We start from the raw sequence: 15045 nt of genomic DNA, 5'->3' as shown, positions 1-15045 counted from the left end.
TGTGTTTAACTGCTTTAATGCAAAAGGAAGGTATAAGTTTTGTGAAAAAAATACAAATGAGCAGCTTTTTATTCTCTCGTGGTGGAATAAACTATGCGTTTTTATCATCTTTTGTTATAATTACACTGAATACAATATTGGTAAAGGATAGCAATACCCATATTGATGGTCAATTGCGACATGTAAATTGAAGGTCAAGAGGGTTATAACTGTTATAGAACAGAGTATTTTACAAATTAAAATTTTGGAGTTTATGCGATGGCTGGTAGCCTTAATAAAGTTATTTTGATTGGTAATCTTGGTGCGGATCCTGAAATCCGCCGTTTGAATTCTGGTGATCAAGTGGCAAATCTGCGTATTGCTACTTCAGAAAGTTGGCGCGATCGGAATACAAATGAGCGAAAAGAACGCACTGAGTGGCATAGTATTGTTATTTTTAATGAAAACCTTGTCAAAGTTGCAGAGCAATATTTAAAAAAAGGCAGCAAAATTTATATTGAGGGGCAGTTACAGACACGAAAATGGCAAGATCAAAATGGAAATGATCGTTATACAACAGAGATTGTTTTGCAAAAGTACCGTGGCGAATTACAAATGCTTGATGGGCGGGGAGCTGCGAGCGGGGAGCAAGGAGCAAGTCAAGGGGGGAGTTATAGTGGTGGCTTTGCCGATAGTCACTCAAATCAGAGAAATGCTTTTGGTCAAAATAATAATCAATTGGGAGAAAGTTTTTCACACAAATTAGATGATGACGTCCCTTTTTAAGAGTCTTTAAATTGCAGTATTATGATCATTTTATGGTTTGCTTGTTTCAGATTTTTGAAGTTTAGCGAAGTGAAAATTGTTAATTATTATTGGTAATTTAAAATATAAATTAATAACGTCTTGAAAAATATTGTTAAATTTCTTTTTTGTCATGGGAGAGAAATTAGCATTTTTGTGTATTTTTCGCTATAAATAAAGTGAAATGATTCTTTTTTGAAAGTTTTGAAATTGTGACCGATCTTACTCCACACCCAGAACGTGATGTGCTAACCGGTATTGAACCAATCAGTATTATTGATGAAATGCAACGCTCCTATCTCGATTATGCGATGAGCGTGATTGTTTCACGTGCACTCCCTGATGTCCGTGATGGTCTTAAGCCTGTTCATCGACGTATCCTTCATGCTATGAATGAGATGGGGCTTTCTTTCAATAAGTCGTATCGTAAATCTGCTGGTGTTGTTGGTGAGGTTATGGGGAAATTTCATCCCCATGGTGATGCTTCAATTTACGATGCATTAGTGCGTATGGCGCAGGACTTTTCTTTAAGAAATCCATTAATTGATGGTCAGGGAAATTTTGGTTCCGTTGATGGTGATCCACCCGCGGCTATGCGCTATACTGAGTGTCGTTTAGAAAAAGTTTCAGAAGAACTTTTAGCTGATATTGATAAAGATACTGTTGATTTTCAGGATAATTACGATGGGCGTGAGCGTGAACCGGTTGTCTTGCCAGCGCGTTTTCCCAATCTTTTGGTTAATGGGTCAGGGGGGATTGCTGTGGGAATGGCAACCAATATTCCTCCCCATAATCTTGGTGAAGTCGTTGATGGTTGTATCGCTTTGATTGATAATCCCGATATCACACTCGATAAAATAATTGAAATTATTCCTGGTCCGGATTTTCCTACAGGGGGTATTATCCTTGGCCACTCTGGTGTTCGTGCAGCTTATGAAACAGGGCGTGGCTCAATCATTATGCGTGCTAAAGTTGATATCGAAGAAATTCGCAGTGGTCGGCAGGCAATTATTGTGAGTGAGATCCCTTATCAAGTTAATAAGGCAACAATGATTGAGAAAATGGCTGAATTGGTGCGCGATAAACGCATTGAGGGAATCTCTGATTTGCGTGACGAATCGGATCGTGATGGATATCGGGTTGTTATTGAGCTGAAGAAAGATGTTGTTGCGGAAATTGTTTTAAACCAATTATATCGGTATACGCCGCTACAAACTTCCTTTGGTTGTAATATGGTTGCTTTGAATGGGGGAAAACCCGAACAGATGACGTTGCTTGATATGCTTCGTGCATTTGTTTCTTTTCGGGAAGAAGTTGTCAGTCGGCGAACAAAATATCTTTTGCGTAAAGCGCGTGAGCGAGCACATGTTTTGGTTGGCCTTGCCCTTGCAGTTGCCAATATTGATGAAATTATAGCGCTTATTCGCAAAGCTCCTGATCCACAGACAGCACGTGCACAGTTAATGGAGCGACGCTGGCCAGCGATGGATGTCGCGCCTTTGATTAAACTTATTGATGATCCTCGTCATATTATCCACGAGGATGGTACTTATAATCTCTCTGAAGAACAGGCACGTGCTATTTTAGAATTGCGTTTGCAACGATTGACAGCCCTTGGACGTGATGAAATCGCTGATGAATTGAATAAAATTGGTGTGGATATTGCTGATTACCTTGATATCTTAGCATCGCGCGTACGCATTATGGGTATTGTTAAGGACGAGTTGAGTGCTCTGCGTGAGGAATTTGCAACACCGCGACGTACCGTATTTGGTTTTGGTAGCGCTGAGATGGAGAGTGAAGATCTGATCGCGCCAGAGGATATGGTCGTAACGGTGAGCCATAGTGGCTATATTAAGCGTGTGCCTCTTAATACCTATCGTGCACAGCGACGTGGTGGTAAGGGGCGTTCTGGTATGTCCACGAAGGATGAGGATTTTGTAACGCGGTTGTTTGTTGCTAATACGCATACTCCGGTTCTTTTCTTTTCATCACGTGGGATTGTTTATAAGGAAAAAGTTTGGCGACTGCCGCTGGGGACACCCCAATCGCGTGGGCGGGCTTTGATCAATATGCTTCCTTTACAACAAGGTGAGCGTATTACAACGATTATGCCTTTGCCTGAAGATGAAGCGAGCTGGAGTGCATTAGATATTATGTTTGCGACAACACGTGGAACTGTGCGTCGTAATAAATTATCAGATTTCGTTCAGGTTAATCGTAATGGTAAAATTGCGATGAAACTTGATGAAGAAGATGAAATTCTTTCTGTTGAAACCTGTACAGAACATGATGATGTTGTTCTAACAACAGCCAATGGACAATGTATCCGTTTTCCAGTTGTTGATGTTCGGGTCTTTGCTGGGCGTAATTCTGTGGGAGTTCGTGGTATCAATTTAGCTAAAGGCGATAAAGTCATTTCGATGACAATTTTAGAGCATGTCGAGGCAACGTCCATTGAACGTTCTGCTTATATTAAACGTGTAATGAATGAACGGCGTGCTGCTGGTGCAGATGCTGATGTTGAAGATATTGTCATTCTGGATGATGAAGATGGGGGTGTTGAAACAGAGTTAACAGATGAACGTTATGCAGAACTTCATACACGTGAACAAATGCTTTTAACAGTGAGTGAGTTTGGTTATGGTAAACGTTCTTCTTCCTATGAGTTCCGGATTTCGGGACGTGGTGGAAAAGGGATTCGTGCAACAGATCCATCTAAAACAGCTGAAATTGGTAAATTAGTAGCGGCTTTTCCGGTGAAGGCGCAAGACCAAATTATGTTGGTGTCAGATGGGGGGCAGCTTATTCGTGTCCCTGTTGAGGGAATTCGTACTGCTGGGCGCTCAACTAAGGGAGTCACAATTTTTAATACAGCCAAAGGTGAAAGAGTCGTATCGGTTGAACGTATTTCTGAACCTGAAGATGATACGAGTTCATTAGATGATGAAGGTGAGAAGCATTCTGATACAGTTGATATGAGCGAAGAAAAATAATTTTTAAGAGGAAGGAGTAAAGTCATGAAAATTGCTCTTTACGCAGGTTCGTTTGATCCTCTTACAAACGGTCATCTTGATGTTTTAAAAGGGTGTTTTGTGTTAGCTAATAAGGTGGTCGTCGCTATAGGTATACAGGGTGACAAAAAAGCACTCTTTAGCTTTGAAGAGCGTGTTGGTTTTATTACCCAAGTAGGGAAAGACTTTTTCGGTGCAGATTCTAATCGGTTGCAGGTTCTTTCATTTAATAACCTTCTCATTGACAAGGCACGTGAAGTTGGTGCTTCATTTCTCGTTCGCGGATTGCGTGATGGTACTGATCTTGATTATGAAATGCAAATGGCAGGGATGAATGGCATTCTGGCTCCTGAATTGCAAACTGTTTTTTTGCCCGCAAGTGTTTCTGGGCGTGCGATAACGTCTACATTGGTACGTCAAATTGCCTCTATGGGAGGTGATGTGACACCATTTGTGCCGCCCAATGTTGCACAAGCTTTGCGCTCGAAATTCCAGTCTTTAAAGGAGAATAAGTGTGTCTCGTAGAATTTTTGCTGTTTTGATATGTGTGTTTTGTTTTTTTTCATTGTCCGCTGTCGCTGGTAATTCTAGCCCTGCAAATGATGCAAGTCTTCTTGTTTTATCTCTCAAAGATGGTGATGTCATTATTCGCCTGCGTCCTGATTTGGCGCCAAAACATGTTGCGCAAATCAAAAGATTAACAGAGGAGGGGGCCTATAATAATGTTGTGTTTCATCGTGTAATTCCTGGCTTTATGGCGCAAACTGGTGATGTAGAATTTGGAAAAAAAGGCAGTAGAGATTTTGATCTGAAACGCGTTGGTATGGGGGGCTCAAATTATCCCAATATACCGGCAGAGTTTTCAAAACAGCCGTTTAAGCGTGGTACAGTTGGGATGGCACGATCACAAGATCCGGATTCCGCGAATTCTCAATTCTTCATTTGTTTTGATGATGCTGATTTTTTAAACGGTCAGTATACGGTTGTTGGAGAGGTTATAAAGGGGATGGATGTTGTTGATAAAATAAAAAAAGGTACGACAAGTAATAATGGATCTGTAAAAAATCCTGATGTTATTAATGCTGCTATTTTACAAGTTGAGAAATGAATCAAGGGAGCTTTCCATATGGCTGAGAATAAAAATCCAGAGAATACTTTAATTCTTGAAACAACAAAGGGCAGAGTTGTTATTGAGCTTTTTGCTGATTTGGCACCTTGTCATGTTGCACGTATTAAAGAACTGGTACGGGAAGGTGCTTATGATAATGTTATTTTCCATCGCGTTATTGATGGTTTTATGGCGCAAACAGGGGATGTGCAATTTGGAAAGAAGGATAGTGAAAAATTCAATTTATCACGTGCTGGTATGGGAGGGGCAGAAAAACCAAATTTAACAGCAGAGTTTTCAAATCTTTCTCATAAGCGTGGTACAGTTTCTATGGCACGGAGTCAGAATCCAAATTCTGCTAACTCTCAGTTTTTTATTTGTTTTGCAGATGCTCCGTGGCTTGATCGTCAATATTCCATATGGGGGCAGGTTGTTGAAGGTATGGAAAATGTTGATAAAATTAAACGTGGTGAACCTGTTGCAGATCCAGATTCAATTACCAAAGCCATTATTGCTGCGGATGTAGAATAGTATAAACTATACTGATTTCAATTGTAAGTTTCTAAGAAAAAATACTCTTTTCTGATCAATAAAGGCACACGAAACTCTTTTGTAGTATCACGCTTACCTTTTATAATTTCGAGCTAAGCATTGTCCATATATTTTCTTCAATCGGATCTTCCTGAAGAATATAACGCAACGGATTTGTACAAACACCTGTCAGAATAAGAAAACGCAAAGTCTGTTGTATTATGGTTGTTGTTTGGCAAAGTGTTTTATAAAAAATTCGGCATTTCTCTTCAATCCATTGTCGGTCTTAATGGTTTTATGATGTTACTTTCTAAGAGAGCGTGTGCTTTTGTTTCTGCTCGTAAATCAACATCCAATCCTAATGCAGAAGCATGTTTGAAACACATATTAAGATGGATAAGAGCTTTACTCGCTCATCCAGTTTTCCTAGCAAGGTGGAAAACCAGCGTTTATATATATTGGCGTAATCTTTAAAATAAGAAGACAGTTTAATCTTAGAAGAATATAAAAAGGCGCAGAAGTGAAACAAATGGCTAGTCTTGCCATCTCCTTTTTAATTCAACTTTACTTTTTTAAAAGTATCTAATGCAATATCTTTTAAATAATGAAGATTATGCATGGACTTACGCTTTTATTTTTCTCGTTTTTTAATAGAGGAATGCTCCAAACGGAATACACTTGTGTTGCGTATTTACGTGTTTTTTTAAGAAGCATTTCTTAGTACATATCAACGTTCACTTCCACGATGATATTCATGGCATGTATAGTTTTAAAGCTATAAATAGTATAAAATCTATTATGTACCACCTTCTTTAAAGCTTATGAAGGAGCAAGCGGGTACCATCATACGCTTTTTCAGCCTCTAATGTTACGATAGAGCTTTTGGTATTTGAGAATCTTTACAAAAAGCATTTTTAGTTTTTTAAAGTATTTTTATTTACACGTTAATTTCTTTTGTGAATTATCTCTAATGCCAAGAGCTATCTCAATATTGTGAGTGGATAAATGATTATGCTCATTTGCGCTTTTATTAAGCGTGAGGATCGCTGTGCCCAGTAGATGAAAAATTTTTATCTGTAAAAGTTAAAGAATATTGTAAGCTGTATAATGCGTTCAAAATTTTCTTCTATGGGTACAAAGTTACTGCTTATGGAAGTATGTGAAGATGAAATTATTGTGATAATAATGTTGCAGTTCTGTTAAGGATAAGCGTAGGTATTTTGAGGTATGATATTATAAGGATTTTACTATTTTTCTAGAGTTAGATTATCACTTTTATTATGGTGATTTCTTAACAAGAAATGTTCTTTTATCTCGTTTAATTTTTGATGCTGGTTACAATATTGAGCGAATCAAAAATTAATTCATAAAGCTTTTGACAATGCTCGTAAGGGGATATCTTTTTTCTTTCTATAGAGATATGCATTGGTGGAATCAAAAAGACGAGAGTTATGATAAAGACATTTCATTATAGAAAAATTGCTCAAGATGGGTATGCACGTCGAGGCGAAATTATAACGGGGCGAGGATGTGTTCGTACACCCGCATTTATGCCTGTTGGGACGGCAGGAACCGTTAAGGCTATGTATATGGATCAAATTCGTGATCTTGGTGCAGATATCATTTTGGGAAATACTTATCATTTAATGTTACGTCCAGGAGCTGAACGTGTTGCGCGTTTGGGAGGATTACATGAATTTTCACGCTGGAGCGGACCTATTTTAACCGATTCTGGTGGCTTTCAGGTTATGTCATTGGCGGGAATCCGTAAAATTACTGAACAAGGTGTGATTTTTCGCTCTTACATTAATGGAGCTTACTATGAAATGAGTCCAGAGCGTTCTATCGAAATTCAAGGACTTCTTGGTGCAGATATCCAGATGCAGTTGGATCAATGTATTGCATTACCCGCAACTGAAAAAGAAATGGAAGAAGCTATGGAACTTTCATTGCGGTGGGCGCAGCGTTGTAAAACAGCTTTTGGAGATCAGCCAGATAAAGCATTGTTTGGGATTGTTCAAGGTGGTGATAATATGAAACTGCGTGAACGTTCTGCTCAAGCATTAAAAGAAATCGATTTAAAAGGTTACGCTATTGGAGGGCTTGCTGTTGGTGAACCGCAGAGTGTTATGACAGCAGTATTGGATACTACTTGTCCGATTTTACCAGAGGATAAACCACGCTATCTTATGGGAGTAGGGACACCTGATGATATTTTACAAAGTGTTGCTCGTGGTGTTGATATGTTTGATTGTGTTATGCCGACGCGTGCAGGACGTCATGGTTTAGCTTTTACCCGCTTTGGTAGAATTAATTTGCGTAATGCGCGTTATGCAGAAGATCCACTTCCTCTTGATCCACAGTCACTTTGTCCAGCAGCACATGATTATAGTTGTGCTTATTTGCATCATTTGATTAAATCTGGTGAATCTCTTGGGGGGATGTTGTTGACTTGGAATAATCTTTTTTATTATCAACAACTTATGCAGGGAATTCGTGATGCCATTGAGGAAGGCTGTTATGCCGATTTTTGCGCTGAAACGCGTGCTCTATGGGCACAAGGACGCTAAAATATTAATCGTAATATAGCACCTCATTTTTTTATTGAATTTATTCTCACACTTACAAATTTAGCTAAAAAATGAAATTAGAAACATCTTCCAAAATTATAAAATTCCACTATCTTAGGATATAACAGTGCGGTTTTATAGGGCACATATTCTTTTTCTAATTACTAGATAAAAACAGAAACTGTTACTCCGGTACGCGCTACCTGATCCGGAGAAAAACAGTTTTTCTGTTTCTGATGACTGTTTACAGCAACAATGTTAATGAGGCGTTAGCGAACTCTTAAAGAAGTATGAAAATTGTATTTTTATGAGCTACTTTGTGTTTTTTATTACTAAAGGTAAAGAATGGATTATATACAATCGAACAGATAAATTTTTAGAAAATTAAAATAAAACTAAAATAAAATTACAACATTTAAAATGTTATAATTTTATTTTTTAAGTTTTTATATATAAATCTTCTTTAAGATAGATTTATGTAATATTATTTATATAATAAAACTATAGATATTATGTCATAATAAATTAAATATTAATCACGGTAATTGTCATATTTATAAAATAGCAATAAACATACTTATACAAAATTTATTATATTTGTTTTTTGCTTTGTTTATAGAATTTATCTGAAAATAATCATAATATATTTACGTGAATATTTTAATTTACAGATAGTGAGTTAGATATTTGATGCGATTCCTCTGTTAGATGAGGGAGGGGTAAAGATGTCTAAAAGAGGGTATTTAATAAATCTAGAAACCAAGCACTATTATCATGAGAATTTTTAAAAGACTCTATAATAATTTATAAGAATGGCCTAAAGTTGAAATTATAGCTTATCGATTTGGGGGATCTGTATTCAGGTAGCAAAATAAAGCAACAATAATTTTGGGGGAGAAGTTTTATCTTTGTATCAAGATAATGATGAGATATTGTTCACTTGTTTGAAATGCATTATTCAGCAAATTTTAGAATTATTTATAGGGTATAGTATACCGTTGTAAAATAAAGTTTTCACTGTAAAATTACAATGGCTGAAAAGAGGAGACAAAGTTTATTATCTGGCAGATCTGATAAAAATAGGTGAATACGTCTGTGACCTTGAGGTTTTCAAAGGTTTTTCATTAAAGAATCTTACTTAAAACTCCATAAAATGCTTTATATATCAAAATATTTCTAAAACTTTATTGGGGACTATTGGGCATGCGTATAACAATGTTTTGAATTTTTATTTGTGTGTATTACAGATATCTACGGTTAAAACTCCTATCCAGAAGTGATGATATGAGGGATTCTTATCAACAAAAGGTTCTTGCATTGGGAATTGATTCGAGAATACGGCGTTTAATAATTTTTGCTCTTGCTGTGGGGAGTTTTGCTATTGGTACTGCAGAGTTTGTCGCAATGGGGCTACTACCAGAGATGGCACGAAGTTCCTATGTTGATATTCCTACCGCTGGTCAATATATTTCTGCTTATGCATTAGGAGTTGTGATTGGAGCACCTCTTTTAGCTATGGCAACAGCTCAGGTATCACGCAAAACTGTTTTGATAGGATTGATGCTTTTTTATGCTTTAGCAAATATTGCTAGTGCCTTTTTTTCTGATTTTAGTATATTAGTCGTATTACGCTTTCTCAGTGGACTTCCCCATGGAATCTATTTTGGACTTGCGGCTATGGTTGCTTCTTCAATGGTAGAAATGAAAGAACGTTCTAAAGCTGTTGGATATGTTATGCTTGGCTTAACAATTGCAACCGTTTTGGGAGCACCCAGTGCTACTTGGATTGGTCAACTTATTGGTTGGCAGATTGCTTTTGTCCTTGTGGGGATGATCGCTTTATTATGTTGTTTGCTTATTTGGAATTTTTTTCCTTGTGATTCAAGTTTTCCAAAAACGAATCCTTTGCAAGAAATGGGTGCATTAAAGCAAAAGCAGGTATGGCTTCTTTTGTTGATGGTGTCGGTGGGAGCGTCAGGATTATTTTCTGTTTTCACTTATATCAAGCCAACATTAATGCATATTTCTGGTGTTTCACTTGAGTTGGTACCATTTATCATGCCGTTAGTTGGATTGGGTATGGTGGTAGGAAATCTTTTGGGGCCTAAATTGGCCGTTAAAATTGGTATTTCGCCGATGATATTTTTTTCTATGCTTTGGAGCGTATTTGTTTTTTTTCTTTTTTTCTTTTTATCCTATGCTCCGTTAACAGCGGCAATAGGATGCTTTTTTGTTGGAACTTCTTTTGCTGCTATGCCTTCTATACAAACAAAAATTATGGATGTTGCACTACAGGGACAGATTTTGGCAGGAGCATTAATGCAGTCTGCTTTTAATATTGCCAACGCTCTTGGTGCAGAATCTGGAGCATTAGTTTTAAAATTGGGCTATAGTTATGAATATACAGCTGTTTTAGGAAGTGTTCTAACTTTGTGTGGATTAATGTTTTTTTGCATCTCATGGTATATGGAGAAGCATGCTTAATATTTTTCATTTTTTAAATGAAGAAGGAATTTTTATATTTATTTTTAGTTATTGGAATGTCCTGTTGGATTTTTCAATATGCAGTAAGAAATGCGCAGTGCTAATGGAATAGCAAGACAAAATAAAAGACCCATGAGCACTATAAGGAGAGTTTTTGCTGCTAAGATCATTCCTATTGTTCCTCCAGGATTAAAGAGGCCTGCAAGATTGGTGATGACTCCTGCTAAAGTTGCACTTAAGGCCGCTGAAAATAGTTGTACAGAGGTAAGGGATTCACTGGCACGGAGAGCATCTTCATCATTTGCACATTGTAAGATCCTTGTGAGCAAATGTGGCCATGCTATGCCCGCACTGATTCCAATAGAAAACAGTGCTAAGCAAATAATAAAAATATATTCAAGCGCGGAAACTTCTGTTGGGATGAGCCATAAAAGAATCATTATGCCTAACAGTTTTAATAGGGGCGAGTATACAATGATGTTGCGAATTTTTTTTGTGGAGAGACCAGCACTTGAGATGGCTCCACATGTCCACCCTAGGCTCATAAGTGCTGCTATATAACCAGCAATAAGTGGAGCTTGCCCATGAAGCTCTTGAAGAAAAAGTGGAAAATAAAGTTCTATACTGTATACGACTGTTGTCATAACGAGTATCAATGCGTAAACAGAAAAGATTTCAGAAGAGAAAGAAAAGGATTTGCGGGGCAACATAGGATGAGGGGTAGATGATTCGATTTTTGCTAGAACAAAGAGAAGACTAAGTCCGATAACTAATCCGCAAATTTTTGCTATTGTAGACTCCATAGCCCCTCCAACAGAAATAATAAAAATCAATAAGGTGAGTGTGAAAAGCTGGAGAAGAGGAAGAGGGGGTGTTGGAACATTGTTTTCATTCTTTTTTGGTAAAAATTTAAAGGCGATGAGTGAGAAAAATATAGCTAATACGCCAATGATCAAAAAGGATGCTCGCCATAGGCCATAATATACAGAAAGCCCCCCGATTGCTGGTCCTAACAAGGTTGATATTCCCCACATTCCAGAGATAATACTTAATGCATGTGACCATAAAGATGGGCTGAAAACAATCCGTACCATGGAATAGGATAGGGATAACAAAGAACCACTTCCAAATCCTTGAATAAAGCGTCCTATTAAAAACAATGGCATAGATGAAGAAATGCTGCACATAAAAGTGCCTAGGGTGAAGATAAGTCCAGAAATAACATACGCATTGCGAGGACCTAATTTCCCTAATATTTTTGTTGCAAGTGAAGTACCCACGAGTGAAGCTGTAATAAAGACAGTAGCCACCCAAGAATAATATATTTCACTGCCAATATGATTCATAAGAGAGGGTAAAATAGTAATAACAATATAAACGTTGGTGGCGTGTAACACAACTCCACCTGTAAACGTTAAAAAGCAAAGACCATTTTTACCCAATAAAAGCGCAGACCAGCCCTGTTTTTTCACTGTTGTTTGCTATTTAATAAAAATCTATCCTCTTTTTACTTATAAGGTACTTCTTTGAATTTGCCAAGAGAAATTCAAAGCTCTGTTTAGAGCTTTGAATTTTAATTTAAGTAATAACTTAATTGCCCATTGCTTTTTTGAGATTCTCATCAATTTTATCGAGGAAACCTGTTGTAGAAAGCCACTTTTGTTTAGGCCCAATCAAAAGTGCGAGATCTTTGGTCATAAAACCTTCTTCGACGGTTTTAATACAAACTTCTTCCAATGTCGTGGAAAAGTTTTTTAACTTCTCATTGTTATCTAGTTTAGCACGGTGCGCTAGTCCACGCGTCCATGCAAAAATAGATGCAATAGAGTTCGTTGATGTTTCTTCATTCTTTTGATGCTGACGATAATGGCGTGTTACAGTGCCGTGTGCTGCCTCTGCTTCAACAATTTTGCCGTCAGGTGTCATGAGAACAGAAGTCATGAGACCCAGAGAACCAAAGCCTTGGGCAACAATATCAGATTGGACATCACCATCATAGTTTTTACATGCCCATACGTATCCACCTGACCACTTTAATGCAGAAGCAACCATATCATCAATAAGACGGTGTTCGTAATATAATTTACGGTTTTCAAATTCAGTTTTAAATTCCGTATCGAATATTTCTTGAAAGATATCTTTAAAACGACCATCGTAAGTTTTTAGAATGGTATTTTTTGTTGAAAGATAAACTGGAACATTCCGTTGTAGTCCATAATTAAAGGATGCGCGGGCAAAATCACGAATTGACTCATCAAGGTTATACATAGCCATGGCAACCCCTGCGCTTGGAGCATCAAAAACATCATGTTCAATAACTTGATTATCATCACCGACAAATTTAATACTTAATTTCCCTTTTCCTGGAAATTTAAAATCTGTTGCCTTGTATTGATCACCAAAAGCGTGACGTCCGATAATAATTGGCTTTGTCCAGTTAGGAACAAGGCGAGGGACATTTTTACAGATAATGGGTTCGCGAAAAATGACTCCTCCTAAAATATTGCGGATTGTGCCATTAGGTGATTTCCACATTTTTTTTAGGTTAAATTCTTTAACGCGTGCTTCATCAGGTGTGATGGTTGCGCATTTTATACCAACCCCATATTTTTTGATAGCATTGGCAGAATCGATAGTTACCTGATCATTGGTTGCATCACGATTTACGACGGAAAGATCATAATATTTTAGATCAATGTCGAGGTAGGGATGGATTAATTTATCTTTGATATATTTCCAGATGATGCGGGTCATCTCATCCCCATCAAGTTCAACAACGGGGTTTTCTACTTTGATCTTTACCATTAGAAATCCTTTTTCTTTTAAGCGATACTACTTGTATAACACTTTCAAGTTTATAATGAAAAGTAAAAACAAGGGAAAAAAGCATTCAAATATGAGCTTTTAGAATATATTATCAATAGAGTGTAAAATTTTGTTGGAGGGTTTAATTTTTGAAAAGAAGTGATGTGTTTGCAAATCTATAATTATTCGATGATTGATGAAGAATCTGTTTAATAGATAAGGTAGTTAGATCACCGGGGGACAGGGATTATGCATTTTTATTATCAGAGATTCCATTTAATAAGTTGATCGTATTCTGAATTATAGTTTCTTGATTTGTTGTGTTAGGTGAATAAGAAACTATTTTTATATTGCTATTTCAATTCTAAGCTTATGGTCTGTTTGTTTATAAAAAGTTTAATGTGATAACAAAGGCACTGTAATTAGAAATGCTTCATATAAAATGCGTTTGAGATAAACTTCAATTTTGAAGGTTGAAAAAAACGTATAAATGATGCGGCTGGTTTTAATTTAAAAATTAACAGCATACGCAAGAATATGACTTATAAAATTACCGTATCGCGAGCTAGAATCTTCTAATTCTTATGTTTTATCGATTCTTATTGTTATTAACTATGCGCAGTAAAGCACTATCCTCGAAATGCAACAAAGAAATTAATCACCTAATGATTCTTGTATCCTTTTTACGAAGAGATTCCTTTTAAAATCTTATTCCCTCATTTTTATTTATGCATCCCTCATTTTTAAAAACACAAATAAAATGAATATATTACACATAGAAAAAAGAAACATGGTACGCCCAAGGGGCGGGTATAGAGTAAATAAAATCAAAGAATTATATAGAATATAAGGGAATTAATGAATTTTGATTCTATTACGTTTTTTTGTCTCTGCCCCTAACTTTTTTGGAGCTTTTTTATAGCTTCAAGAGCTAGTCTTTTACGATCTGCACTCTTTGTATAAAGGGATGCCATCTGATCTTCTGTCCAGCCAAAAATTGCTTTGAGTTGTGATACTGTTGCTCCAGAATTAGCTGCACGTGTTGCGGCTAATTTTCTTAATCCATGCGCCGATTTTTTAATGCCAGCCGCATTACAAGCGTCTCTAAATCCATTCCCAAAGCTTTCTTTGGTGAATTTTTGATTCACTTTACTACAGATAAATGTTTCTTCTCCAATAGGACCAGTTTCAAGCGTTTTAGCTAATTCCGGTAAAATGGGAAGAAAAACATCTGTTTGGAATTTACTTTTCTCTGTTTTGAGATGAATAATATTGTCTTTGACATCTTTCCAGCCAATGCGTACCGCATCACCACGACGCAAGCCCGTATATAAAAGAACATCAATCCAGACACGTTCATGGGTACCATGATGCCATTTGTGATAATATTTCTCAACATCTTCTTCTGTCCAAACAGGAAAGCCGCTTTTATTTTTAAGAGGAGGTTTTTTGACGCCTAAAGTTGGATTATTTTCCAAAAGACCTTGATCAATTGCCCAATTAAAAAGTCCATTAAGGGCTTTCAGAAAGTTTCTAGCCATTGCTGGTGTTTCTTTACGCCGTTCAACACCGGCTATGATATGTTTCTTTTCAATTGCTTGGTATGGAATGTTTCCTATGGTATCACATACCTTCATAAGGATGAGTTCTTTTTGTTTTTGGGTGACTTTAGAAAGGTTATGCCAATTGGAGCTATTAAAATACTGTTTAAGGAGCCATGCGAATGAACCTTCGACTAGCTTACCAGTTT

At 36.9% G+C, this 15045-nt stretch carries 10 protein-coding genes; 7 read left to right on the top strand and 3 right to left on the bottom strand.

Annotation, left to right across the window (positions count from 1 at the left end; all coding sequences use genetic code 11):
- The first annotated feature begins 258 nt into the window (after positions 1-258).
- From ssb to ACFINH_RS05910, 7 genes are all read left to right on the top strand, one after another.
- A complete protein-coding gene (ssb, locus tag ACFINH_RS05940; protein ID WP_375611516.1) occupies positions 259-765 on the top strand; it encodes a single-stranded DNA-binding protein in 507 nt (168 codons plus the stop codon).
- Between the two features lie 230 nt (positions 766-995).
- The gene (gene gyrA / locus ACFINH_RS05935; protein ID WP_375632387.1) at positions 996-3779 is read left to right on the top strand and encodes a DNA gyrase subunit A; all 2784 of its coding nucleotides are present in this window, start codon (positions 996-998) and stop codon (positions 3777-3779) included.
- Positions 3780-3803: 24 nt separating this feature from the next.
- Positions 3804-4322, top strand: coding sequence for a pantetheine-phosphate adenylyltransferase (coaD, locus tag ACFINH_RS05930; RefSeq protein ID WP_375632386.1), 519 nt, complete (start codon positions 3804-3806; stop codon positions 4320-4322).
- A complete protein-coding gene (locus tag ACFINH_RS05925) occupies positions 4312-4905 on the top strand; it encodes a peptidylprolyl isomerase (protein WP_375632385.1) in 594 nt (197 codons plus the stop codon). The genes coaD and ACFINH_RS05925 overlap by 11 nt, the downstream gene beginning before the upstream one ends.
- A gap of 18 nt (positions 4906-4923) precedes the next feature.
- On the top strand, positions 4924-5436 hold the full coding sequence (locus ACFINH_RS05920; protein WP_375611520.1) for a peptidylprolyl isomerase: 513 nt from the start codon (positions 4924-4926) through the stop codon (positions 5434-5436).
- 1451 nt (positions 5437-6887) lie between these two features.
- On the top strand, positions 6888-8006 hold the full coding sequence (gene tgt / locus ACFINH_RS05915) for a tRNA guanosine(34) transglycosylase Tgt (protein WP_375632384.1): 1119 nt from the start codon (positions 6888-6890) through the stop codon (positions 8004-8006).
- A 1284-nt stretch (positions 8007-9290) separates the two neighbouring features.
- Complete coding sequence (locus ACFINH_RS05910; protein WP_375632383.1) at positions 9291-10490, top strand: MFS transporter; 1200 nt, start codon at positions 9291-9293, stop codon at positions 10488-10490.
- A 44-nt stretch (positions 10491-10534) separates the two neighbouring features.
- Here the strand turns inward: ACFINH_RS05910 and ACFINH_RS05905 are convergent, their stop codons facing one another.
- The 3 genes from ACFINH_RS05905 to ACFINH_RS05895 all read right to left on the bottom strand — a co-directional run.
- The gene (locus tag ACFINH_RS05905) at positions 10535-11962 is read right to left on the bottom strand and encodes an MFS transporter (protein WP_375632382.1); all 1428 of its coding nucleotides are present in this window, start codon (positions 11960-11962) and stop codon (positions 10535-10537) included.
- A gap of 118 nt (positions 11963-12080) precedes the next feature.
- Positions 12081-13295 carry an NADP-dependent isocitrate dehydrogenase gene (locus ACFINH_RS05900; RefSeq protein ID WP_375613103.1) on the bottom strand — a complete coding sequence of 405 codons (1215 nt, stop codon included), beginning with the start codon at positions 13293-13295 and terminating at the stop codon, positions 12081-12083.
- Between the two features lie 896 nt (positions 13296-14191).
- On the bottom strand, positions 14192-15045 hold an 854-nt coding region (locus tag ACFINH_RS05895), incomplete at its 5' end, for a tyrosine-type recombinase/integrase (RefSeq protein WP_375632381.1).

This window comes from Bartonella sp. AA74HLJMH (assembly GCF_042197045.1).
Taxonomy (GTDB): Bacteria; Pseudomonadota; Alphaproteobacteria; order Rhizobiales; family Rhizobiaceae; genus Bartonella.
Note: the sequence above shows the minus strand (reverse complement) of the source record. Positions and strands in the feature narration are given on the sequence as shown.